Origin of the sequence: Tenacibaculum crassostreae, from assembly GCF_964512405.1 — a bacterium.
GTDB lineage: Bacteria > Bacteroidota > Bacteroidia > Flavobacteriales > Flavobacteriaceae > Polaribacter > Polaribacter crassostreae.
The window spans coordinates 399,314-423,362 of the sequence record NZ_CAZELE010000005.1 but is presented as its reverse complement, the minus strand read 5'-3'; the positions used below and the strand labels follow the sequence as shown (position 1 = coordinate 423,362).

Sequence of the window (24,049 nt, the reverse complement as noted above, 5' to 3'; positions counted from 1 at the left end):
TGCGGTTATACATTGTTATATAGTAATATCACTCATTTTTACTTTTTTGCTTTCAAACCCTTTATATATAAGGGTTTTGTGTTTTTAGGCAATGCAAAATAATGCAATAAAATGCTACTAAAAGTTAGGTTTGTTGTACCTATTGTTGTACCTTCGTATTGCGTTGCACTCATTTGCACCGCTTATTAACCAGGGTTTTATGTCTTCAATTAAAGTAGTATTAAGAAACAACAAGATCGATAAAGCTGGACTTGCACCTCTTTATTTACGAGTAATCAAAAACAGAAAAACTAAATTCATTTCATTAAGTGTAAAATTACAGCCTAATGAATGGGATGAAGATAAGCAAAAAGTAAAGAAGAATCATAAATCTTCAACAAGGTTAAACGCATACATTTCAAGAAAAATAGCAGATGCAGAAGGAGAGATTGCAGACCTTGAAAGAAGAAATCAATCTACATCAGCAAGAAGAATAAAAGAGGCTATTAAGGGTAAACCCTTAATTAACTTTTTTGAGTTTGCTTATGATAGGTGCGAGAAGCTTAAAGATACTGTTACGCTATCTACTTACAGAAGCTATAAAAACAACATAGAAAAATTTGAAAGGTTTGTTGGGCATCGTGAAATAATGTTTGATGATATTACAGCTACAACCTTAAAAGATTATGCATCACATTGCAGTTCTAAATTAGGCAACAATAACACAACTATAAATTATGCGTTTAGAATCCTAAACTTAATGTTTAGAGAAGCTAAAAAAGAAGATTTAATATCCAATGAGCTTGTACCTTTTACCAAATTTAAAGTAAAGAAAAATAAGACTACAAAACGCTATTTAAACGAAGAACAGTTTGAAGCCTTTATTAATTTAGAAGTTCCACAACAGCACAAAGCACAAGTTATTAAAGATATGTTTATCTTTTCTGTTTTTTCTGGAGGGTTACGTTTTGGCGATGTTATCGAATTACAATGGAAGCATTACGATAGCAAAAATCACAGAATCACAAAAACGATACGAAAAACGAAAAGACAGCATAGTATTAGGATAGGTCAAAAAGCGGTTGATATTTTAGAGAAATACAGAACCCAAGACCAAAAGCAAAACGATATAATTTTTCCATTTGCAAAAGTTGACGAGTTATATTTTAAAGATAGAGAACACAGAAGTTTAATAACCAATAGAGCGATTTCATTAAGTAATATGTATTTGAGCAGAATGGGTGAAGAATTAGAACTGCCTTTTAATTTATCCTTTCATATTAGCCGACATACATTTGCTACAAGGGCATTAAACAATGGTATGCGTATAGAACACGTTTCTAAACTTATGGACCATTCAGATATTGGTATTACACAAGTGTATGCAAAAATTATTAGTAGTGAATTGGATAATGCTGTAGATAAATATATCAATTAAGCTATGACAAAAATAATATTTGATAGTTTTAAAAGCACACTGCAAGAAGTAAGGTTTTTAAATAATATTCTTAATAAAGAAAAAGTTAGTAAGGCAGAATTAATAAAGGGTTTAAATCAAGCAAAAGACTTATTGTTTTCTAGTTACAGTAGTTTAAGTATATTTTCTGAAGTGATTAAAAATGAAGTTTCAATTGGGTATAAAATAGATTTTAATGATAAAAAACAGAAAAAGAATATATCTAAAACAGAAGCTAAAGTAATTTATAATGAACTACTAGGGATTATAAAATCGGAACTTAACGAAGGAGTTTTAAAACCAAAAGAATCTTTAATACTTGAAAACCAAATATCGGCAATGGGCTTACATTTAGTTTCAGCTTCAATAGATGAGGACTTTCGGAACTTTAATAATAACTTTAATAATGAGGAATTAACGCTTAAAGAATTGTCTATTTCATTAAATAATTACGTTGAAGTTATTGTAAAATACATAGAGGATATTTTGTTGTATGATGTTTTTATAATCTTTGAAAAACCAGACATTGTTTATACTAAAGAAATCTTATTTACGACCGACTATAAAAAAGAATACATTGATAAATGGTTGAATTGTACTGTAACTTTTAATGAATTAAGAAGAAATAAAAGAACAGATCATTGGGCAGAAATATATAAGTTGAATTTAGATTTCGAACATATAGAAAAAATTGAAAACCATCAAAAAAAACTCTTTAACGAACGTATTGAATCTGAAATTAGAAGTGCTTTAAATGATTTTGATGAATTAGATGAAGATGTTAAAAAAGAAGCTTTAAATAAAGAAATTAATTTAATTCAAAACTTTTTCAATAGTGACACTTCGAAAACCATTGTGAAAAGGCTTAAAAATATTTTAAGCTTTTCAAAACCAAAAGAAGTTATAATTGAGTATGATAATATTTTAAGGGATAGGTTGTTGTTAAGTGATTTTAATATTTATACAGCTGGTAAATCAACTTATTCTTCAGTATTTGTTGCATCTTTTTTTATGTCGTATTTAGAAGCCTTAAAAGAGTCTGTAGATAAAACAAATAAAACCACTCTAAACCCAAGAATGACTTATACCAACTACCAAAACGATGAACCTGTATATCTTTTTATTGTAGAAGAATTAGAAAAACGTTTAGCAATAGAAGCGGTAGAATACAAACGTAAACTTGATGATGAATGGGAAAAATACACTTTTGACCCTATGTATTTTGATAACTTTATTTCTGGCAACTTATACAATGAGTTTTTAAAATCCTTATATGAAAGAATAAAGCCATTAAACGACTTTGAAATTAATAAATACCTCACATTATCAGTAAATCAATTTAAAACCCATACACCAGAAAAAAGAGCAGAAGCATTTAAGAGGTTGTATTACGGCACTTATTGGTTTCCTAATTATATGGAATACAAAGAAGAGTCGTATATGTCAAAATACGCAATGCACGTATGGAAACACTATGAATCACATTTTAACAAATACAAAGAAGCTACAGAAAACATATTACAAGACTTTAAAAATGGCTTAATTGGTAGTGGTAAAAAAGAAATTATTGAGAAGCCGAAAACAGTATCAAAATCGAAATACCACTCATTTACCTATATAAATAATCTCACAGGGCAATCAAACTTAACAGCTTTAAAAGAATCTTTAATTACTAAAGGTTTTATAGCAAATGATACAGACCTAAAAGACTTTAGAAAAGTATTTAGCGGTGAAACAATTGAAAAGCCTATTGTTTGGACTGGTAATATTAGTGAGTTGTATTATTTCATTAGTCAGTTACATAATAAACTAAAACTTGTTGTAAACTTAAAGCAAAAGCAATGGGAAGTTACTACTATTTGTTTTGTTCAAGAAGATGGTAGTCCATTTGATAGGTATAAATTTAAAGGGCAAAAAGCTCCTACTACTTCTAAAAACATCGATTTAGCATTAAATACACTAAAATGACACTCTACACTTAAAGAGCAGTATTAAAATATTTTACCCAAAAACTACAGTTAAACTCTTTTAGGTTAACTGTTTCTGCTAATACTCTACACTCTACACCTTACTATAAACCCTTGTTTGTAAAGTATTTTGAGGCTCTATTTCTGCCAAAATTTGTTTCCATAATCATAAAATTTTATTCAAATGGAAGCAATCATTTTAAGCACCCAACAGTACAAAGATTTAGTTAATCGTTTAGACGAGCTAAACAAAAAACTAGAAGAGAAACAGAAAAATCCTCAAGACACTTTTTTAGACAATCAAGAATTTATCCAGCTAATGAATATTAGCAAACGAACTAGCCAAAGTTGGCGTGATGAAGGCGTTATTTCATTTTCACAAATAGGCTCAAAAATCTATTATAGAATGAGTGATGTGCAAAAGTTATTAGATAATAACTATCGTAAAGCATTCACAACAAAAAGAAATAATTACTAATCCTTAAATCTTAAAGTTATGCAAGTTGCCGTATCAGTCTTTAACGACTTCATTTATAAGGTTGAGGATAAGCCTTTAGAAATAATCCTTAATGATATTAAAATAGGTACTTATAAAGCCAAAATAAGCGATATAAGAAACCTACTATCTAATGACAATAAAAAGGAAGCAGACCAATTAAAAAAGCAATTACAGGCGTTTACAGTATCAGGTACTTTTAGCAATGGTAGAAGTATAGACAAAATAGATACTTACAGCCAATATGTAATTTTGGATATTGATAAACTTTCAGAATCTCAATTAAAAGAGGTTAAACAAATCACACGTTTAGCACCTTACACCTATGCGTCATTTATTAGTCCTAGTGGTAAAGGTTTTAAAATTATTGTAAAAGTTAGTTCTACTAAAGAGCATCACAAAGAAGCCTACAACCAAGTTGTGGCCTATTATGAACAAGCCTTAAATATAGATATAGATACCTCTGGAAGTGATATTTGTCGCTTATGTTTTATGTCTTATGATGAAGACTGTTTTATTAATTCAAATGCAGATATTTTCGAAGTCAGTATAAAATTAGAAGAAGAAAAACCAATTCCAATAAAACAGAATAATTCAATAAGTAATGATATTGAAGCCTATATATCTGAAATAGAAAAAACAGCAACTGATATTACAGGAAATTATGAAACGTGGAGAAATTTAGGTTTTGCAATTTCAGAAGAATATGGAGAAGCAGGAAGAGATTACTATCACAGAATTAGCAGGTTTTATATTAACTACAATTATCAAGAATGCGATAAACAATACACTAATTGTTTAAAAGCGAAAGGCACAGGAGTAAATATTTCTACATTTTACTATATGGCTCACCAAAATAATATCAAAGCATATAAAGAAGCTATTGAAGAAAAAGTATTAATACCAAATGAAGAAACCAATTCAGAAGATTATTCAGATAGTCCAACATTCTCAACTTCCTTAATTCCTCAACTTCCGCAATTCCTTCAACAAGTAGTTAAGCATACAAAAACAGACCAGGAAAAGGATATAATGATATTAGGTGCTATAACAGCTATAAGTGCTTGTTTGCCTAAAATATACGGTATCTATGATGGCGATAAAGTATATTCTAATTTATATTTATTTGTTACAGCGGCAGCAGCTTCAGGAAAAGGTAAATTAAAATTTTGTAAAAGATTGGTTTATAAAATTCACAAAGCAATGCGTGAAGAAGCTAAACTAATGGAAGCTGAATATAATGCAGAGTTAGCGCAATACAACAAGAACAAAGCGAAAGATGAAAACTTAAAGAAACCTCAAAAACCACCTATTAGAATGTTGTTTATTCCTGCAAATAATAGTTCAACAGGTATGTTTCAATTATTGTATGATAGTAAAGGCAGAGGGCTGATTTTTGAAACCGAAGCAGATACATTAGCTAAAAACTTTAAAACAGATTATGGCGATTATTCCGATGGTTTTAGAAATGCATTTCATCACGAAACAATAAAATATTTTCGAAGAACAGATAGAGAATATGTAGAGATTGAAGAGCCTTGTTTGTCTTGTGCACTAACAGGAACACCAAAACAAGTTTTAGCATTAATGCCAAATGCAGAAAATGGTTTATTCAGTCGCTTTATGTTTTATCAAATGCCAACAAGTACGACTTGGAAAAACGTTTTTGCAATTAACACTAAAAAAGGCTTAAATGAGTATTACGATCAATTAGGTAATGAATTTTATGAGTTATACAGACAACTAATCACAAATACTGAAATTCAGTTTTCATATACAGAAGAACAGCAAGAAGTATTTAATCAATTTTTTTCAAAAATTAATTTATACTATCTAAATGTAAATCCTTTAGAATACAATTCTTCTATTAAAAGAATGGGTATAATTGCGTTTAGAATTAGTATGATTTTAACTGTTTTAAGGATATTAGAAACAGGCGATGTTTCAAATCCTTTGTACTGTTCTGATGAAGATTTTCAATCTACATTAACTATCGTAAAAGCCTTAATAAAACATAGTAGCAAAGTGTATTCTAGTTTACCGGTTGATAAAACAGCTATAAACTACAAAAACAAAAAAGAACAATTTATAGATAGTTTACCATTACGTTTTTCTACACAAGATTATATCAGCTATGCATCTAAATTAGATATAACGCAAAAAACAGCAGAGCGTTATATCACTAATCTTTACAAAACCAACTTTTTAGTAAGAGAATCACAAGGCAATTACTACAACCCATCAAAAGAAGAAAATGAGGGAAACGAGGGAACTGCGGAGGTTTAGTATTATTTCCCTCACTTTCCTCATTTCCCTTGCGGTTTATCTTTAAAAGATTTATATTTTTAACATTTTTAAAATACACTATATCAATCAATGTCAGAAGAACAAAAAAAGTTACTTGAAAAACAATTATGGGCTATTGCTAACCTCTTACGAGGTAAAATGGATGCAGATGATTATAGAAACTACATCTTGGGCTTTATCTTCTTTAAATACCTATCAGAAAAACTACATATCTACGCTAATAAAATACTAGAACCAGATAATTTAACTTACGAGCAATTAGATGAAAATTCAGATAATGGTAAGTTATATATAGAAGCTGTTAAAAAAGCCTGTATTAAAGAATTAGGTTATTTTTTAAAACCAAGTGAATTATTTACTTCTATTGCTCAAAAAGGAAATAACTTATCAGAAATCCAAACGAATGAAATTGATGAAGCTAAACAGTTTTTCATTATTGAAGATTTAGAACGTATTCTTACCAATATTGAGCAAAGTACAATGGGTACAGAGTCAGAAGATGATTTTGTAAAACTATTTGAAGATTTAGATTTAACCTCTGGTAAATTAGGTAGAACCGTAAAAGCGCAAAATGAAACTATCGCAAAAATCATTACTCATTTAGACGAAATCGATTTTCAATTAGAAGATACCGAAAGTGATTTATTGGGTGATGCTTACGAGTTTCTTATTGGGCAATTCGCAGCAAGTGCAGGTAAAAAAGCAGGGGAATTTTACACACCACAAGAAGTATCTACCATATTAGCAAAAATTGTAACTACTCGTAAAAAGCGTTTAAAATCAGTATATGATCCAACCTGTGGTTCAGGTTCATTACTATTGCGTGTAGCCAAAGAAGTAGATGATGTAGGTATGTTTTATGGTCAAGAATTAAACCGAACAACTTACAACTTGGCACGTATGAATATGATTCTACACGGTGTAAATTATCGTCAGTTTGATATTAAACAAGAAGATACTTTAGAAGAGCCTCAACATATGGGTATAGAGCTACGTGCAGAAGCTATTGTCGCAAATCCACCATTTTCTGCTAAATGGAGTGCAAAAGGTATTTTTAGTACAGATGATAGATTTAGTCAGTATGGTAAGTTAGCACCTAAAACAAAAGCAGATTTCGCATTTGTACAGCATATGATTCATCATTTAGATGAAAACGGTATAATGGCAACGGTGTTACCTCACGGTGTATTATTTAGAGGAAGTAGTGAAGCACATATAAGGCGTTACTTAATAGAAGATAGAAACTATATAGATGCAGTTATTGGCTTACCTGCAAATATCTTTTTCGGTACTGGTATACCAACGTGTATTTTGGTGATTAAAAAATGTAGAGAAGTTAACGAAGATGTATTATTTATAGATGCAAGTAATGAGTTTGAAAAGCAAGGTAAAGACAACAAACTGTTACCAGAGCATATAAATAAAATTGTAGATACCTATACTAACAGAGCGATAATAGATAAATACAGTTATAGAGCAACGTTACAAGAAATAAAAGATAACGATTATAACCTAAACATACCACGTTATGTAGATACTTTCGAAGAGGAAGAACCTATTGATATTAATGCAGTTGCAGAAGAAATACAAGCATTAGATATAGAAATTGCAGAAACCGATAAACGTATTGCTTCCTATTGTAAAGAGTTAAATATTAAAACGCCTTTTTAATATGGAAAAGCAATTAATACCAAAATTGAGGTTTCCAGAGTTTGCAGATGAATGGAAAAAAACAAAATTAGAGGAAATTGTAAATGTATATGATTCGTTACATCAAACACCAAAATCATATTCTGAAAATGGTTACCCAATGATAAGAGTGACTGATGTTAATAATGGTAATCTAAATTTAGATAAATGTTTAAGAGTAACAGAAAGTGTTTTCAAAGAATTTACCAAAAAGTATAAGCCAAAGAAAAATGATATAATCATATCAAGAGTTGGTACTTGTGGCTTTACAATAATATTAAAAACAAATGATGAAGTTTGTTTAGGTCAAAATACAGTTCTCTTACAGTCAAAAATAGATAGCGTTTTTCTTCATTCTTTAATAAAAACAAATACATTCCAAAATCAAGTTAATAAGAAAGTTGTTGGCTCAACTCAAAAAACATTGAGTTTAAAAGATTTAAAAAAATTCAATATAAAAATACCTTTATCTAATAAAGAACAACAAAAAATAGCATCATTTTTATCAGATGTAGATGATAAAATTACCAAACTAACTAAAAAGAAAGACCTTTTAGAGCAATACAAAAAAGGCATAATGCAAAAAATCTTTAATCAAGAACTACGGTTTAAAGATGATAATGGTAATGAGTTTCCTAAATGGGAAGTGAAGAAATTATGTGATTTAGGTGTAACCTTAAACGGTCTAACAGGTAAAACAAAAGAAAACTTTGGAAGTGGTAAACCTTATATTCAATACAAACAGATATTTGATAGTTCAAAAATTAATATTGAAGATTGTGGTTTCGTTGAAATCACACCTTCAGATAATCAAACCAAAATGCAATATGGTGATGTATTTTTTACTACATCTTCCGAAACACCAAATGAAATAGGTACGGCATCTGTGTTGTTAGATGAAGCTGAAGAAATATATCTTAATAGTTTTTGTTTCGGATTTAGAGTATTGCAAACTGTGTTATATCCATCATTTAGTCAGTTTCTTTTTAGGAGTAATAATTTTAGAAAAAAAATGATTCCTTTAGCTCAAGGTAGTACCAGATATAATATATCAAAATCTTCATTTCTTAAATTAAAGGTTTTTTTACCATCAATTGAAGAACAAACCAAAATAGCAAATTTCTTATCAGATATAGATATAAAAATAGAAGCCTTAAATACCAAAATAGAAAATAGTAAAGCCTTTAAAAAAGGCTTATTACAACAAATGTTTGTTTAAAAAAATTAAAAAGTATGCATTTCTTATATGTTGATGAAAGTGGTGACCCGGGTAAACATAAACATAGCTCACCACATTTTATTTTATCAGGTTTAGTGGTGTCTCAAGAAGATTGGTCTATATATCTAGAGCGTTTAAAAACATTTAGAAAATCTATTTATAAGAAATATGGCTTAAATCAAAGGCTTGAAATTCACGCTTCAGAACTAATTAGGATTGGTAGTTTAAAAGAATATCAAAAAATTACTAAATCAAATAGAATTAATATTCTTAAAGATTATGCAACACAAATACCTATAATTTTTAGTAACGCTAAAGTGATAAATATTTGTTTAAAAATAGAAGATTATCCAGATAGGGATATTTTTGCTTTAGCTTGGTCAAGGCTATTACAAAGATTCGATACTTACTTGAAAAAGGAAGCTAAAGATAAAGGTGTAGTAATTGTAGATGATACTGATAGTATTAAATTACAAAATTTACAACGTAAATTAAGAATTTACAATCCAACACCATCGCATTTTACAGAAGGTTCTTATAATGCACCAATAAATAACATATTAGAAGATCCTTTTTCCAGAAATTCTAATCAATCCTATTTTATTCAAACAGTAGATGTTATTGCTCATTTACTCTATAGAAAAGAGTTTCCAAAAGGTAGTTTAAAGAAGTTTGGATTAGAATATCAATTTAATAAATTAGAGCCGATTTTATTAAAAAAAGCGAGTAAATCAGATGATTTGGGTATAGTTAGAGCATAAAAAAACCTCGGTTCAAAAACCGAGGATTTTGTCGCGGCCCTATTAAAGCAAACGGCTTTAATCGAGTCGACTTATATTTTTATATACAAAGTACAATATCTTATTTTGTATTACAAATATACGTAATATATATGTAAAATTTGCAAAATTTATGCCAAATTTGTTATAAATATTTAAAAATCAATTAATTGACAACACAGCCAGAACAAGTATTAGAAAATAATTTAATAAGCCAACTCATTAGTTTAGGCCATAAATCAGTTGTTATAAAAACAGAAGATGATTTATTAAGCAACTTAAAAACACAATTAGAAAAGCACAATAAAACAACGTTTACAGCTTCAGAATTTGAAAGAATAGTTATCCACTTGTCTAAAGGTAACATCTTCGATAAAGCCAAAACCTTACGAGATAAATATGTATTGCAAAAAGACAATGGAAATAAAGCATATATAGAATTTATTAATCAAGACTTCTGGTGTCAAAATCAATTCCAAGTAACCAATCAAATTACTATTAACGGCAAACGAGAAAACCGTTACGATGTAACTATTCTCATTAATGGCTTACCATTAGTGCAAATAGAATTAAAGCGTAGAGGTGTAGAATTGAAAGAAGCACATAGGCAAGTATGCAGGTATCAACAAGAATCTTTTGCATCTAACAATGCATTGTTTAATTACGTACAACTTTTTGTAATTAGTAATGGCGAAAACACAAAATACTATGCCAACACCTTTAAACAAGGTAAAATGCCTAGTTATAAATTTACAAGCTATTGGAGTGATAAAACCAATAAACGCATTACCCAAATAGATAAATTTGCCAATGTCTTTTTAGAGCCTTGTCATATAGCTAAAATGATAACAAAGTATATAGTGTTGCACGAAAAAGACAGGATTTTAATGGTGCTTAGACCCTACCAATTTTATGCAGTAGAGGCTATTATAGACAGAGTTAAAAACAGCGATAAAAACGGTTATATATGGCATACTACAGGTTCAGGTAAAACACTAACATCTTTTAAAACAAGTCAACTACTAACCAATAACCCTAAAATTAAAAAAGTAGTATTTGTAGTAGATAGGCAAGATTTAGACGACCAAACCGTAAAAGAGTTTAGAGCTTTTGATAAAGAAAGTATTGATGGAACAGAAGATACCAAAACATTAGTAAAACACTTTTTAGACCCAACAAGACCGTTAATAGTAACTACGATTCAAAAATTAAATGTTGCCATAAAAAAAACAGCATTTAAAAATCAAATAGAAAAAATTAAAGACGATAAAACCATTTTTATTTTTGATGAGTGTCATCGTTCTCAATTTGGAGAAACACACAAGGCTATTGTAAACTTTTTTACCAATCATCAATTATTTGGTTTTACAGGAACACCAATTTTTGAAGAAAATGCTTTAAGTGTAAAAAGTATAAAACAAACAACAGCAAATTTATTTCACGAGTGTTTGCATAAGTATGTAATTACAGACGCTATTAGAGATGAAAATGTATTAAAATTTTCAATAGAATACTACAATGTATTTAAAAAGAAAATTCAAGATGAAGAAGATATAAAAGTAGAAGCTATAGATACAAAAGAAGTTTACGAAAGTGATGCTTATTTAGAAACAATTACCAATTACATACTTAAAAATCATTACTGTAAAACCAATAGCAAACAGTTTACAGCAATGTTTTGCGTAAGTAGTGTAGATGTATTAATTAAATATTACGAGCTATTTAAAGCTAAAAAACAAGCAGGAGAACATAATTATAAAATTGCAACGATTTTCTCTTATGCAGCAAACCCAGAAGTAGAAACCATAGATGGCAATATTACAGAAGAAGATGTTTCAGATGATGCACCTGTAAACCAATCCGTAAGAGATAAATTAGATGAGTTTATTGCAGATTATAATGTAATGTTTAACGATGCACATTCAGCCAACGACGCTAAATCATTTTTAAACTATAAAACCAATATATCTAAAAGAGTACGTAATAAAGAAATAGATATTTTATTAGTAGTAAATATGTTTTTAACAGGGTTTGATAGTAAAACACTAAACACCTTGTATGTAGATAAAAACTTAAAATATCACGGTTTAATACAAGCCTATTCACGTACTAACAGGATATTAAACGATAGTAAATCGCAAGGTAATATAGTAACCTTTCGTAATTTAAAACAAAATACAGACGATGCAGTACGTTTGTTCTCTAATCTTTCAGCTAAAGAAACCATTACCATTGCGCCATATAAAGAACAACTTGCGTTTTTTGAAGAAGCGTATGCAAGATTAATGGCATTAACACCTACTCCAAATAGTGTAAATGAGTTAGTAACTGAAGAAGATGAGTTAGAATTTGCGAAAGCATTTAGAAATATTATGCGTTTAAAAAACATCTTAGATTCCTTTACAGAATTTACTTTTGATGATGTACCTATGTCTGCGCAAGAATTTCAAAATTTTTCTTCTAAATACTTAGAATTAAATGATAAAATTAGATTCAATACTCAAAAACAAAAAGTATCGATATTAAACGAAATAGATTTTGAAATAGAACTATTGCATAAAGACGAAATAAACGTAACCTACATTATGCAGTTGTTAGCACAATTAAAAGAAGCAAAACCAAATGACCACGCAAAACAGAAAAAACAAATATTAGATTTATTAGCTGGAGAATCTACGCTAAGAAGTAAAAGAGAATTAATAGAAAAATTTATTCAAAACAATCTTCCTAAAATAAACGATAGTGAAGCTGTTGAAGATGAATTTAAAACCTATTGGCAAGAAGAAACTAAAAAGGCACTACAAGAATTAAGCACAGTAGAAGCATTAAAACAAGACAAAGTAGAAGACATTATAAACGATTATTTGTTTACAGGTAGAATGGCAACCGAAGATGAGGTAATCGAAGCATTAGAAAAACAACCAAGTGTCTTACATCGTGAATCTATAAGCAACAGAATAACCGAAAAAATAAAAGACTTTGTAAAGACTTTTATTAATGGTATAGATAATTAAGGTTTGGTATATCTTTTGTTTATAGCTGTTTATGTAAGGAAAATGTAATATATTTGCAATAATAATACATCATATGCCACACACAGCAATAGACATATCAAAATACTTAATTTCTAAAACTAATCCAGAGGAAGGTGGTGAGTTATTAAGCAATATGAAACTTCAAAAGTTGCTTTATTATTGCCAAGGTTTTTATTATGCAAAATTTGGCGAAAAACTTTTTGAAGATAATATTTATGCGTGGCAGTATGGTCCTGTTGTAAAGGATGTTTACCATAATTTTAAATATTTTGGTTCTAATGGTATTCCATTAGATGTAGTTGATGAGGTTGTTACCCTTAATGAGAATGAAAAGAAAATGGTTGATGAGGTTTTTACTTATTTTAATCAGTTTTCTGCAATTAAACTTATGAATATGACTCATTCAGAAGAACCTTGGATTTCAACACAAATGACTAATGAGATAACATTAGACAAACTTAAAAATCATTTTGAGCAATTTTTAACTGCATAAGATGAACGAATTTGATTATTCGAAAAATAGCAAATCCAATAAATCTCAATCATTTAAATATCCCGTTTCAGATAACGTATATGATTTTGACTATCCAATATTTTGCTTTAAACATTTGCATAAAAAGTTTTGTTTGGATAAGTGTGATAATAGGCATAAAAAAGAATTTATAACAAGACTTACAAAACTTACTGAATTAGGTTTTGAAGAAATAAACAAATCTGGTAGGCATCAATATGGTAGTGAAAAAATAGCAAAAAACTCATTAAATTTTAAACTTCCACATTTCATTACAGATGATGTAGATTTTCTATATGCTTATAGATATAATGGTAAAAAGAATCCTTTTTTAGCTTACCGTAGACCAAATAGTGCTATTCTTCATATTATTGCTATTGATTATAATTTTTCAGCATATAATCACGGTTAGTTTAGTTATTCCCCACAAAATAAAACCCAGTTTTTTGCGAAAAAGCAAAACCCTCTGTCTTTTGTGTTGTTCCGCTCACCCCCTACAAGTTTAGCGTTTTTTTTGTCTTTAAGGTAATAGCATATTACAGCTTTGGTTTTTCATAAAATCAAACCAAACTGCAATAAGCTATAAAGTATTATTTTATCATAAAAACCCTAAACTCACCCAAGCTATATTTACATAACAGGTAGTTATAGCCCTCTTTCGTAAACTACAGGGTCTATAACCTAATTATGTAAAATAGCCGCTATTCCAACGCTCAATTTACAACTACAAAGAGTAATTAGTTATCTCATTCAAGCTGCACAAAACCATCGTTAAGTCCAAGTATTCCTTACCTCAAGTCTTTGTTTGTTTCATTTCGTTAACAAATATCATAGTCCACTTTTCCCCACCACCCAAGTTAGCGGTTATAAAAAAATAGGTTTATAAAGTGTAGTAATACGCCATAGCACATTACTTTTTATCGTACCTCAAAAAAGCAATAAGCTATTGTCTAAAAGTCCTGTATAAGTAGCTTATTTAAATGCTGTTTTATCAAACAACTATTTAAAACGCTACCCATACAAACGCTTCTTCCAATGCTCAATACAGTACTAAAACCTATTTTTTTAAGTGTTAATTCCCCAGAAAAGTTATATTTATAGTATGAAACAAATGATTGAAGATTTATTTGATTTATTCTTTCCTCACGATTTAGATGAAAACGGTAATAAAATCGAAAATCCAGAAGGCGATGATTCTTTTGGTACTAAACTTTTCACAATCATTATGCTTGTTATAATAGTAATATTGGCAGGTATAACATTAAATTAATAAAAGATAGCAAATATATGTGGCTTCCTGCAGCCAACGATTTAAGGCTATAAAGCTCAAGCCTACGGTTTTTTAAAAAACTTTTTATTACTACTACAAAACAACTTTTGGCTTTAATTAATGCAATTTCTTTTTCAATAAAATTTTTCAAAAACTTTTTTAAAAAAAGCTTGACAGCCTTACCCACGCCACAAAGCGGAAGGCTTTCTTTTTTTAATTTTTTTCTTTTTCATTTTCAAAAAAAATATGTGTGAGCGTAGCGAACTTTTAATTGGATAGCTATGTCTTATTTTGAAATGAAAACCCACCAAATCGGAAGAACCTACTCGAACCCTCATTTTTTTATCCTAAATAAAGGGCTTAACAGCGGAAAACCGCTCTCAAATCCTTGTCCTAACTGTTTTGTAGTAATCACAAAAACCGAAGCAGATAAAAACATACTTTTTCATTTATCTATGATGTTGCAAATAGGCGGTTTTTACGCTTATTATTTAAAGGGTAGTGTTATTCCGTTTATTTCTGTAGATGATTGCAGAAATACGCTTAAAAAAGGCGTTAAATCTTCTCATAATGTCAGCGACCAGATGCAAAAACACATAAAAGCGGTTAAGGTTATCAATAAAAAGGAAAAAGAGCTACAAAATATCATTGATAAAATGACAGTTTTAAAGGTTGCATACATTCGTAATTGTTTCAAACTAATGCAAACAAAAGAAGCCTAATGCAAAGGCATCTCACAAGCCTAAAACAGTAACAAAATGGCATAATTCTCGTTATATTAGTAACGAAAACAAGGTTTAAAAGCAATGTTAAGTCCGTACCAAGTCCGAACGAATATTAATTTTAAATTGTTATAAAAATGGGAAAAATTCCACAGGGTATTTTAGGAAGCTTATCGGGTAAGGTAGGTAGTATTATTGGCGGTAGTTGGAAAGGTATTGACTACATCAGAATTAAGCCAGCTAGCGTGGCGAATCCACGAACAGAAGGACAGGTAAATCAACGTAATAAATTTACTATTACATTGGAGTATCTTCAAGCGACAAGCGATTTTATTAAAGTTGGATATAAGGCTTTTGCTGTTAAGAAAACAGAATTTAATGCTGCAATGTCTTATGTATTAAATAATGCAGTAGGAGGTATCGCACCTAACTTTACAATCGATTATTCTTTAGCTCTATTAAGTAGAGGTTCTTTGTCAAGTGTTTTAAATGGTTCAACCGATTTAGCAACACCAGGACAAGTAACTTTTGATTGGGACGATAACTCGGCAGAAGGTAATGCAAATGCAACCGATAAAGCGATGGTATTAGTTTACAATCCAAGTAAAAAAGAATCTGTATCAATTCTTGATGGTGTTGATAGAACTGTAGGTTCTCAAGCGATTACTATACCAAATACCTATGCAGGAGACACAGTAGAGCTATTTATGGCGTTTGTTTCTGCTGATGGTACACAAGTATCGAATAGTGTGTATTTAGGCTCTGGTACGGCAGCTTAATAACTTTAAGTTTAAATACATATTGAAAACCGTTTCTATTAATTTAGAAGCGGTTTTTATTTTAATATTTTTTTTTAAAAGAAAATTAATATAGTTAATGGTTTAATATTCATAACTTTGTAATAGACTAAATATCCTATGAAATACAATCCTGTAACAGTTGCAAATTATTTTATTCAAGAAAAGGGTAAATTAGGTAAGTTAACACCTATGAAGCTTATTAAGTTGACTTATTTAGCTTATAGTTGGTATTTAGCATTAAATAACGGAAATCAAACTTTAATAAATGAAAAACCACAGGCTTGGGATTATGGTCCGGTTTTTCCCTCTCTTTATGATAGTTTGAAGAGGTTTGGTAGAACTGAAATAGACTCAATTTTACCATATGAAAATGAAGAAGTAATAGAATCAGTTGATGCTGAATTTTTAAATAAAATATGGTCGCTATATGGTAAGTATGATGGGGTTCAATTAAGTGCAATGACTCATTCAGAGGGGACACCTTGGCGAAAAGTATATAAAAGAGGTTGTAATTCTATAATTCCAGATGATGATATTTTAGCACACTATCAACCAAAACTTAAACCTATAGTCAGTTAGTGAGCGATTCTTTTGATCAAATAAATCTTGATAGGTTACCTGAAACTTCCCCTGATATTTTTAGTGATGCAGATATCGATGAAGCGTATAGAGATAACGATAATATTAATGCAGATATAAGAAAATCTCAAATTAAAAGGTTTGATGGTGAAACGTCATTAAGGGAAAACTTATCTACTGCATTTACAATAATTATTTGTTTCTGGCTTCTATCAGTAATATTAATTCTAGTTGGTAATACTAATAATTACAAATTGAGTGATAACGTCTTAATAGCTTTATTAGTTACTTCTTCAGCCAATGTCATAGGTATGATGCAGATAATTTTAAAAAATTTATTTCCCAATCGAGATAAAAAAAATTAACTGCATTAATGTCGTACCTATGTTGTACCCTTTTTAAGTTAATCTTTGAAAACCCTTTATTTATAAAGGTTAATTGTCTTAATTAATATAATACATTGTTAGCAATAGTTTTTATTTATCAGGAAGCCCGTATTTGTTTTTTTCTTTACTACCTTCTTTTACCATTAAATATATTATTAAACCTATTATTCCAATTTGACCAATAAAAGGTATAAAAGCTAAAGGGATTATAATTAAAGAAAACCACCCACTTATATTCAAATCCTGAAGTCTTTTCATGGCTTGAATAATCCAAATTATTGAAAGAATAACAACAATTAAAGCTAGGAAAGTCCAAGGGCTATTTAAGGGGTCTCGAAATGGGCTCGAATTTAAATTTCCGATATTTAAAAGTTTACATATTTTTTTGAAAAATCCGATTGAAACTCCTGTTGAAAGAATAAAAATTAATGTTCTTATTATAAATTTTTTTCTGTTAATTCTACCTTCGTTTGAATAGTAATTTTCTTCCATGTTATTCTATTTTTTCTAATTTTAAGTTTGATGATAATCCACGATACATTAAACTCCACCTCATAACATTTCCATCAATTGATTGAATGATTATATCATGTGTTGGTTCACCTTGAAGTTTAATGATTCTATCATTTAGTTCTAATTTTTTCTGTTTTCCTGAATTTGAGTTTCCGTCATACCTTTCATAGTGATTCTTATCGATGAATTCAAAAAAAGTATTTTGAAAATCACCAGATTTACAAAAGACATCGTTTTCATTACAATTTACTTCAGTTACTTTCCATTTACCTTTTAAGTCTTCAAAGGCTATTTTTTTATTACATTGAATAAATAGAAAAGAAATAAAGATTATAAAAATAATTTTTTTCATGAGTGTTTTTTTTAATTATTGCTAACGGTTTAGATATCCGTCGTTTTAATGATGAGATATCGTCCGATAGCGAAGTTAGTTTTTTAAAGTTTAAGAATCAAACTAAATTTAGGGCATCTTTTCAAAGAAAGTTAATTCGTAATTAGGTAATAATTCTGGGTGTGTAATTTTAATAATATCTTTTAAAACTAGGTCTGGTCGGGTAGGAGCCAACTCAAAATACAATACACCACCCGTTTTTCCTTTTTTAAGGGCAGGTGAGTATATTCTATCGTTTTTAAAGGCTTTAAAACTAGCATAATGTTGGTTACTTTGTAACATTTGCTCTTTAGAAGTAAAATATCCAGGAGCAATCCAAAAATCGGCTTCTTTTCCTTTATCTAAAACACTTTCAAAACTTAAAGACAAGCTTCCTTTACCTTTGGTATCTGCCCATAAATAATTCAAATTGGCATCTTTTAAAAATTGGGCTACAAAACTTTCACCTGCAGGTAAGTTCCAAACATCTTTACTCATAATAGCACCAGAAAGTATGGTTGGTTTTGTGGTTGCTTTTTGTGCAATTTTTATGGCTTCTTGGTAGTTTAACTTAATCGTATTAAAAATACTATCAGCTTTTTTGTTTTCTTCATACAAAGCTCCAAAAACCTTAATCCATTCTGCTCTACCTAGTGGCGTTTCTTCTAACCAATCTCCGTTAATCAGTACAGGAATTCCCGCTTGTTCTATAGTAGTAAAAGCTTTATTCGTTTTTCCCATAGAAAAACCAATTACCATATCGGGGTGTAAATCCAGCAAGATTTCAGTATTAAGCGAAGCTTCTTTGCCTATTTCTTTTACAGAACCGTTATCTATTAAAGCACGTGTTTTTTCTGAAGAAATATATTTGGTGTGCGGAAATCCGACCAAGGTATGTTCTTTGCCTAACAATTCTAACACAGGTATATGTGTTGTTGAGGTTACCACCACTTTATTTATAGGAGTTTTAATATCAGCATTTTTACCCAATGTGTAAGAAAATGTTTCTTTTGAGTTTGGGTAAGGTGTTGTAATAACAATTTTAGTTTGATTTTGTTCGGTAACCAAATCAAATCCTTTAGCATGTTCTACCGATGTTATCGTATTTTCAGTAGTTTTTGAAGATTCTTTTTTACAAGAAAAAACAATAAAAAGTAAGATAAAAAGAGAAAATACTTTTATAGAAGCATTCATAGTACAATGTATTTTATGGGCAAGATTACAAAACTATTTTGTAATAACAATTTTTAAAGTACATTTGCGGCGATTTTGGTTTTCTAAGGATATTCGATCCGAGGAAATTAAAAGGGAATTCGGTGCAAATCCGAAACTGTTCCCGCAACTGTAAGCTATAAAGCTTGTAACTATAACTTTAACCACTGCGCAAGCGGGAAGGTAAGTTACAAGACGCAAGTCAGGAGACCTGCCAATATCGTAATAAGAATAAAACTTTCGGGATAAAAGTTTATGTACTTAAATCTTTTTGTACACAAAATTTAACCTGATTAATTGTAAAATTAAATCATTAAAAATGAACAAACAATTACTAATTGTTGGTGCTATTGCTACGTTGTTAGTTAGCACAAAAAGTATTGCTCAAGAGCAAGAAAAAACTGAAAAGTTAGAGGAAGTTGTGGTAACTGCAACAAAAACAGCTACGAATAAAAAAAATGTAGGAAAAATTGTTTACAAACTAACCTCAAAAGACTTAGAACAACGTAAAGGAAAAACGTTAACAGAAGTTTTAAATGAAGTTCCAGGAGTTGAGATTAACGGTGCTCAAAGTAATCGTGGTCAAAATTTAGGAATATACATTAGAGGAGGGAGAAATAAACAAGTAGCAGTGTTAATAGATGGAGTAAATGTGAACGATCCTTCATCAATTGCAGGAGATTTTGATTTAAGACAGTTAGATTTAAATCAAGTTGAGTCAATTGAAGTTTTAAAAGGAGCTTCTTCAGTATTATACGGTTCTGGTGCCGCTACAGGAGTTATCAATATTGTTTTAAAGAAGTCATCAAAAAAAGAATTTCAAGGAACATTTACAACTTCTGTTGGTAGTAACAGGTCAGCAGAACATAATAAGTTTGCTGCTGATGAATTAGAAGCTAATTTTAATTTTAACGGAACTGTAGGTAAAGTAGATTATTTATTAGGGCTAAATTCAAATAATTCTTCAGGGCTGTCTTCTATTGAAAGTACGGATAAAAACAATCCAAATAAAGAAGACAAAGTTTATCGACAAAATGTATTGTTAAAATTAGGATATAAAATTGATAATAGAATAAAAGTTGGACTTGAAGGAAGTTTTAATAAATTCTATAATGAGTTTGATTCTAGTTATCCTGCAGGAGATGCTGATTTTTTTGCAGAGACAGAACAGAAAAGAGCAGTTTTTAGTACCGATTTTAATTATTCTAAAGGAGAGCTAAAAGCCAGAGGTTTTTATACTAAAATTGATAGAAATTCAACATCATCGAGTAATAGTATTTTTAAAGGAGAAGTTTATGGTTTTGATGTATTTAATAACTATAAAATTTTCCCAGAGCTTTCATTTGTATTAGGGGTAGCAGGTCAATACCAAGATATGTTTCAAGATACTGCTTATGGAAATATAGAAGAAGGAACAGCGAAACAACACCATTATGATCCTTATATATCAGCAAATTACAACACTGAATTTGGCTTAAATGTAAATGCAGGAGCGCGTATGAACATTCATAACGAGTATGGTAATAACTTAGTTTATAACGTTAATCCATCGTTTAATTTTGAAGTTTCAGAAAAAAGAAACTTAAAAGTATTTGCATCATATAGTACTGCATTTATTACTCCGACATTATCTGAGATTTTTAATAAAGATGATAGTGTAGAAGAATTAAATCCTGAAAAAGATTTTACAGTTGAAGGAGGGTTTGAATTGGATGTTTTAGATAATTTGATGGTAAATGCTACTTATTTTTATCGAGAAGAGACTGATAAAGTTGTATGGAGTGGAGGTAAATATTTAAATAACGATGGGACTTATAATTTAAAAGGAATTGAAGTGCTTTTATCGTATACACCAATAAAAGATTTAGTATTAACAGGTGATTACACATTTATTAATATAGAAGGAGGAACAAGTTTAATAAACTTACCTAAGCAAAAATTTGGAGCAAGAGTTAATTATAATATAACTCCTAAAACTTTTGCAGGAGCTAGTTATAGATATACTGGAGAAAGAGAGACTTTTGGTGATGTGTTAAACTCTTATAGTCTTGTAGATTTATTTTTGAATCACAAAATTTTAAAAGATAAAGTAACATTATTTGGTAATGTAACTAACTTGTTAAATGAAGATTTTCAGGATGTAAGTGGTTATACAGCTAGAGGAAGAAATTACAAATTAGGAGTTCGTTTACAATTCTAATTAAATGCAATAGAAGTTCCCCATTTTCAAAAAAACCCGCTTAATAGCGGGTTTTTTATTTTATATAAACTTTTCTTTAATTTCTTTAGTAGGAATCATACAAGCTTCTTTTTTACCAAACCATTTATACCTGTTCTTTGCTATAAAGTCATAAACTAAATTTCTAAGAGATTCAGGAAAAATAAAGAAGAGTTGTGAAAGTTTCCAAATTCCATCAAAATCATTCATAATTTTTAACGCTGCGGTAGATTTTATATCGTACGAAATACCGGGTTCATACAAAACAATCGAATCTATTCTTTCTGTATCAATTGCTAAGTGATTTGTAATTTTCTTACCAATCTCAGATTGTAAAGAAGTAAACACAAATGTGTTTTTCTTGTCATGTTTTATAACTCTTAAAACAGCATCGTTGCAAAAGTTACAAACTCCATCAAACAAAATTATTTTTTTATTTAGAGGTAGGTTGTTCATTTATAGTTGTTTACTAAAATTAAGTAAATAATTTGTAACATTAATCAAAATTAAGCGTCTTGTAAGAAAGTAAATAAGGATTTAACACGAATTTAGGAACAAAAAGTTACATCAGTATTTATTTTTACTTAAAAATTAACTAACGCAATGATTCGAATAGAAAATCTCCACAAGTCATATCCTATCGGTAAAGACTCACTTCATGTTTTAAAAGGTTTAGATTTACACATAAAAGAAGGTGAATTTGTATCTATTATGGGATCTTCAGGATCTGGTAAATCTACTTTACTAAACATCGTTGGATTGTTAGATACGCATGACGAAGGAAAATACTACTTAAACGGGCAGCTAATTGAAAATTTAAACGAAAAAAAAGCAGCTGTATTACGTAATAAGTTTTTAGGATTTGTGTTTCAATCATTCAATTTAATATCTTACAAAACAGCTTTAGAAAACGTAGCGCTTCCTTTATATTATAAAGGTGTAGGAAGAAAAGAACGTTTAGATATCGCTTTAGAATATCTTGAAAAAGTTGGATTAAAAGAATGGGCTAACCATTTACCAAATGAACTTTCAGGAGGTCAGAAACAACGTGTTGCTATTGCAAGAGCTTTGGCTACAAAACCAAAAGTTGTATTAGCCGATGAGCCTACAGGAGCATTAGATTCTTCAACAACAGATTCGGTAATGGATTTATTGAAAGAGATTAATGATGAAGGAATGACCGTTTTTGTAATTACTCACGAAGAAGAAGTAGCTGAACAAACCAATAGAGTGGTTCGTTTAAAAGATGGAGTGATTATTAGTGATGAGTTGACAGAAAAAGCAATGAAAAAAGTAAAAGCAATTTAATTATGTTTGATTTAGATCGTTGGCGAGAAATATTTCAAAGTATAAGTAAAAACAAACTACGCTCAATTTTATCTGGGTTTACAGTAGCTTTTGCCATCTTACTTTTCACCTTACTTTTCGGTATAGGTAACGGGCTTCAAAACACCTTTAAAAACGAGTTTGCTAAAGATGCAATTAACTCAATTTATATTTGGTCAAACAGAACAACTAAAGCTTATAAAGGACATCAAATAGGAAGAAGAGTTCAGTTTACTAACGAAGATTTTGAATTTTTAAAAGAAAAATATTCAGATAAAATTCAAATGATAAGTCCTCGTTTGCAAAGAAATGTAAAAGTTGTCTATAAAACTGAAGAAGATAACTACGCTTTAAGAGGAGTATATCCAAAATATGATTTATTAGAATCTGCTGAAATAACAGAAGGACGTTTTTTAAATTATAGAGATATAAAAGAAAAAGCTAAAGTTGTAGCTATTGGTCGTATGGTTGAAAAAGATTTGTTTGGTCAAATCAGTGCATACGGTAAGCAGTTGAATATTGGAGGAATTATGTATAAAGTAATAGGTGTATTTTCTGATCCTGGTGGTGATGGAGATGAGCGTTTTATTTATACGCCTTTTACAACAATGCAACAGATTTATGGAAACAACGATCATGTAGATACCTTCGGAATGACATACAATCCTGAGTTAAGTATTGATGAAGCGCTTGCTTTTAGTAGCAAAATGCATAGAGAATTGAAGAAAAAGCATGAAATACATCCGAACGACCAACGAGGTATTCGAGTAAATAATTATGCCGAAGGAAACAAAGAAGTTTCAGGTATGATGGTGGGGTTAAGTATTCTAATTTTAATTATTGGTTTCGGTACTTTAATAGCAGGTGTTGTTGGTATTAGTAACATCATGGTATACATTGTTAAAGAACGTACCAAAGAATTAGGAATACGAAAAGCAATAGGTGCTACACCAAAGTCTATCGTATCTATGATTATGCTCGAAGCAATTTTAATTACAGCAATTTCAGGTTATGCAGGGTTAATGTTAGGAGTTGGAATATTAAAAATGGCAGGTCCAAGTTTAGAAAAATATTTCATACTAAATCCTGGAGTATCAACTCCAGTAGTAGTTGGAGCAACAATTACGTTAATTTTAGCAGGAATGATTGCAGGATATTTACCAGCAAAAAGAGCAGCAAGTATTAAACCAATAGTAGCCTTAAGAGCAGATTAAT

At 29.7% G+C, this 24,049-nt stretch carries 22 protein-coding genes and 1 riboswitch; of the genes, 18 read left to right on the top strand and 4 right to left on the bottom strand.

Translation table 11 applies throughout. The features are described from left to right. Positions 1 to 199: 199 nt before the first annotated feature. The 15 genes from ACKTST_RS07350 (at position 200) to ACKTST_RS07280 (ending at position 17,174) form a co-directional block, all read left to right on the top strand. Entirely contained in the window at positions 200 to 1,417 is a 1,218-nt protein-coding gene (locus ACKTST_RS07350; protein WP_408047101.1) for a tyrosine-type recombinase/integrase, read from the top strand. A 3-nt stretch (positions 1,418 to 1,420) separates the two neighbouring features. Next, positions 1,421 to 3,403, top strand: coding sequence for a hypothetical protein (locus ACKTST_RS07345; RefSeq protein ID WP_408047100.1), 1,983 nt, complete (start codon positions 1,421 to 1,423; stop codon positions 3,401 to 3,403). Between the two features lie 183 nt (positions 3,404 to 3,586). Beyond that, positions 3,587 to 3,880: a helix-turn-helix domain-containing protein gene (locus ACKTST_RS07340; RefSeq protein WP_408047099.1), complete on the top strand. Its 294-nt coding sequence runs from the start codon at positions 3,587 to 3,589 to the stop codon at positions 3,878 to 3,880. 18 nt (positions 3,881 to 3,898) lie between these two features. Further along, entirely contained in the window at positions 3,899 to 6,184 is a 2,286-nt protein-coding gene (locus ACKTST_RS07335) for a DUF3987 domain-containing protein (RefSeq protein ID WP_408047098.1), read from the top strand. A gap of 90 nt (positions 6,185 to 6,274) precedes the next feature. Next, positions 6,275 to 7,876: a type I restriction-modification system subunit M gene (locus ACKTST_RS07330; protein ID WP_408047097.1), complete on the top strand. Its 1,602-nt coding sequence runs from the start codon at positions 6,275 to 6,277 to the stop codon at positions 7,874 to 7,876. A 1-nt stretch (position 7,877) separates the two neighbouring features. Then, the gene (locus ACKTST_RS07325; RefSeq protein ID WP_408047096.1) at positions 7,878 to 9,113 is read left to right on the top strand and encodes a restriction endonuclease subunit S; all 1,236 of its coding nucleotides are present in this window, start codon (positions 7,878 to 7,880) and stop codon (positions 9,111 to 9,113) included. Positions 9,114 to 9,127: 14 nt separating this feature from the next. After that, positions 9,128 to 9,874 carry a DUF3800 domain-containing protein gene (locus ACKTST_RS07320; protein WP_408047095.1) on the top strand — a complete coding sequence of 249 codons (747 nt, stop codon included), beginning with the start codon at positions 9,128 to 9,130 and terminating at the stop codon, positions 9,872 to 9,874. A 188-nt stretch (positions 9,875 to 10,062) separates the two neighbouring features. Then, a complete protein-coding gene (locus ACKTST_RS07315; protein WP_408047094.1) occupies positions 10,063 to 12,906 on the top strand; it encodes a type I restriction endonuclease subunit R in 2,844 nt (947 codons plus the stop codon). Positions 12,907 to 12,979: 73 nt separating this feature from the next. Beyond that, entirely contained in the window at positions 12,980 to 13,420 is a 441-nt protein-coding gene (locus ACKTST_RS07310; protein WP_408047093.1) for a Panacea domain-containing protein, read from the top strand. 133 nt (positions 13,421 to 13,553) lie between these two features. After that, on the top strand, positions 13,554 to 13,850 hold the full coding sequence (locus tag ACKTST_RS07305; RefSeq protein WP_408047092.1) for a hypothetical protein: 297 nt from the start codon (positions 13,554 to 13,556) through the stop codon (positions 13,848 to 13,850). A gap of 690 nt (positions 13,851 to 14,540) precedes the next feature. Then, the gene (locus ACKTST_RS07300; RefSeq protein ID WP_408047091.1) at positions 14,541 to 14,708 is read left to right on the top strand and encodes a hypothetical protein; all 168 of its coding nucleotides are present in this window, start codon (positions 14,541 to 14,543) and stop codon (positions 14,706 to 14,708) included. A 281-nt stretch (positions 14,709 to 14,989) separates the two neighbouring features. After that, entirely contained in the window at positions 14,990 to 15,430 is a 441-nt protein-coding gene (locus tag ACKTST_RS07295) for a DUF6943 family protein (RefSeq protein WP_408047090.1), read from the top strand. 137 nt (positions 15,431 to 15,567) lie between these two features. After that, on the top strand, positions 15,568 to 16,209 hold the full coding sequence (locus ACKTST_RS07290; RefSeq protein ID WP_408047089.1) for a DUF6266 family protein: 642 nt from the start codon (positions 15,568 to 15,570) through the stop codon (positions 16,207 to 16,209). 138 nt (positions 16,210 to 16,347) lie between these two features. Continuing rightward, entirely contained in the window at positions 16,348 to 16,809 is a 462-nt protein-coding gene (locus ACKTST_RS07285; RefSeq protein ID WP_408047088.1) for a Panacea domain-containing protein, read from the top strand. Then, positions 16,809 to 17,174: a hypothetical protein gene (locus ACKTST_RS07280; protein ID WP_408047087.1), complete on the top strand. Its 366-nt coding sequence runs from the start codon at positions 16,809 to 16,811 to the stop codon at positions 17,172 to 17,174. The genes ACKTST_RS07285 and ACKTST_RS07280 overlap by 1 nt, the downstream gene beginning before the upstream one ends. 111 nt (positions 17,175 to 17,285) lie before the next feature. Here ACKTST_RS07280 and ACKTST_RS07275 read toward each other — a convergent pair whose 3' ends face one another. The 3 genes from ACKTST_RS07275 to ACKTST_RS07265 form a co-directional block, all read right to left on the bottom strand. Beyond that, positions 17,286 to 17,687, bottom strand: coding sequence for a DUF805 domain-containing protein (locus ACKTST_RS07275; protein WP_408047086.1), 402 nt, complete (start codon positions 17,685 to 17,687; stop codon positions 17,286 to 17,288). A 1-nt stretch (position 17,688) separates the two neighbouring features. Beyond that, positions 17,689 to 18,060 carry a hypothetical protein gene (locus ACKTST_RS07270; RefSeq protein WP_408047085.1) on the bottom strand — a complete coding sequence of 124 codons (372 nt, stop codon included), beginning with the start codon at positions 18,058 to 18,060 and terminating at the stop codon, positions 17,689 to 17,691. 108 nt (positions 18,061 to 18,168) lie between these two features. Further along, complete coding sequence (locus tag ACKTST_RS07265; protein ID WP_408047084.1) at positions 18,169 to 19,272, bottom strand: ABC transporter substrate-binding protein; 1,104 nt, start codon at positions 19,270 to 19,272, stop codon at positions 18,169 to 18,171. A gap of 59 nt (positions 19,273 to 19,331) precedes the next feature. Then, a riboswitch (cobalamin riboswitch) is annotated at positions 19,332 to 19,523 on the top strand. Between the two features lie 86 nt (positions 19,524 to 19,609). Between ACKTST_RS07265 and ACKTST_RS07260 the strand changes: the two genes are divergently transcribed. Continuing rightward, positions 19,610 to 21,490 carry a TonB-dependent receptor plug domain-containing protein gene (locus ACKTST_RS07260; RefSeq protein ID WP_408047083.1) on the top strand — a complete coding sequence of 627 codons (1,881 nt, stop codon included), beginning with the start codon at positions 19,610 to 19,612 and terminating at the stop codon, positions 21,488 to 21,490. A 60-nt stretch (positions 21,491 to 21,550) separates the two neighbouring features. Here the strand turns inward: ACKTST_RS07260 and ACKTST_RS07255 are convergent, their stop codons facing one another. Then, complete coding sequence (locus ACKTST_RS07255) at positions 21,551 to 21,964, bottom strand: thiol-disulfide oxidoreductase DCC family protein (protein ID WP_408047082.1); 414 nt, start codon at positions 21,962 to 21,964, stop codon at positions 21,551 to 21,553. A 147-nt stretch (positions 21,965 to 22,111) separates the two neighbouring features. On the opposite strand from ACKTST_RS07255, the gene ACKTST_RS07250 reads away from it, so the two are divergent. Both ACKTST_RS07250 and ACKTST_RS07245 read left to right on the top strand, forming a co-directional pair. Next, positions 22,112 to 22,816 (top strand): ABC transporter ATP-binding protein, encoded by a 705-nt coding sequence (locus tag ACKTST_RS07250; RefSeq protein WP_408047081.1) that lies wholly within the window; start codon positions 22,112 to 22,114, stop codon positions 22,814 to 22,816. A gap of 2 nt (positions 22,817 to 22,818) precedes the next feature. Next, on the top strand, positions 22,819 to 24,048 hold the full coding sequence (locus tag ACKTST_RS07245) for an ABC transporter permease (protein WP_408047080.1): 1,230 nt from the start codon (positions 22,819 to 22,821) through the stop codon (positions 24,046 to 24,048). Position 24,049: the final 1 nt, after the last annotated feature.

What these genes read in the sequence shown, in the direction of transcription:
- ACKTST_RS07295 (WP_408047090.1), top strand. Translation starts at nt 14,990, where the DNA reads ATGTCTTATTTTGAAATGAAAACCCACCAAATCGGAAGAACCTACTCG.
- ACKTST_RS07300 (WP_408047091.1), top strand. Translation starts at nt 14,541, where the DNA reads ATGAAACAAATGATTGAAGATTTATTTGATTTATTCTTTCCTCACGAT.
- ACKTST_RS07245 (WP_408047080.1), top strand. Translation starts at nt 22,819, where the DNA reads ATGTTTGATTTAGATCGTTGGCGAGAAATATTTCAAAGTATAAGTAAA.
- ACKTST_RS07290 (WP_408047089.1), top strand. Translation starts at nt 15,568, where the DNA reads ATGGGAAAAATTCCACAGGGTATTTTAGGAAGCTTATCGGGTAAGGTA.
- ACKTST_RS07350 (WP_408047101.1), top strand. Translation starts at nt 200, where the DNA reads ATGTCTTCAATTAAAGTAGTATTAAGAAACAACAAGATCGATAAAGCT.
- ACKTST_RS07255 (WP_408047082.1), bottom strand. Translation starts at nt 21,964, where the DNA reads ATGAACAACCTACCTCTAAATAAAAAAATAATTTTGTTTGATGGAGTT.
- ACKTST_RS07325 (WP_408047096.1), top strand. Translation starts at nt 7,878, where the DNA reads ATGGAAAAGCAATTAATACCAAAATTGAGGTTTCCAGAGTTTGCAGAT.
- ACKTST_RS07335 (WP_408047098.1), top strand. Translation starts at nt 3,899, where the DNA reads ATGCAAGTTGCCGTATCAGTCTTTAACGACTTCATTTATAAGGTTGAG.
- ACKTST_RS07275 (WP_408047086.1), bottom strand. Translation starts at nt 17,687, where the DNA reads ATGGAAGAAAATTACTATTCAAACGAAGGTAGAATTAACAGAAAAAAA.
- ACKTST_RS07270 (WP_408047085.1), bottom strand. Translation starts at nt 18,060, where the DNA reads ATGAAAAAAATTATTTTTATAATCTTTATTTCTTTTCTATTTATTCAA.
- ACKTST_RS07265 (WP_408047084.1), bottom strand. Translation starts at nt 19,272, where the DNA reads ATGAATGCTTCTATAAAAGTATTTTCTCTTTTTATCTTACTTTTTATT.
- ACKTST_RS07285 (WP_408047088.1), top strand. Translation starts at nt 16,348, where the DNA reads ATGAAATACAATCCTGTAACAGTTGCAAATTATTTTATTCAAGAAAAG.
- ACKTST_RS07260 (WP_408047083.1), top strand. Translation starts at nt 19,610, where the DNA reads ATGAACAAACAATTACTAATTGTTGGTGCTATTGCTACGTTGTTAGTT.
- ACKTST_RS07250 (WP_408047081.1), top strand. Translation starts at nt 22,112, where the DNA reads ATGATTCGAATAGAAAATCTCCACAAGTCATATCCTATCGGTAAAGAC.
- ACKTST_RS07320 (WP_408047095.1), top strand. Translation starts at nt 9,128, where the DNA reads ATGCATTTCTTATATGTTGATGAAAGTGGTGACCCGGGTAAACATAAA.
- ACKTST_RS07310 (WP_408047093.1), top strand. Translation starts at nt 12,980, where the DNA reads ATGCCACACACAGCAATAGACATATCAAAATACTTAATTTCTAAAACT.
- ACKTST_RS07330 (WP_408047097.1), top strand. Translation starts at nt 6,275, where the DNA reads ATGTCAGAAGAACAAAAAAAGTTACTTGAAAAACAATTATGGGCTATT.
- ACKTST_RS07340 (WP_408047099.1), top strand. Translation starts at nt 3,587, where the DNA reads ATGGAAGCAATCATTTTAAGCACCCAACAGTACAAAGATTTAGTTAAT.
- ACKTST_RS07345 (WP_408047100.1), top strand. Translation starts at nt 1,421, where the DNA reads ATGACAAAAATAATATTTGATAGTTTTAAAAGCACACTGCAAGAAGTA.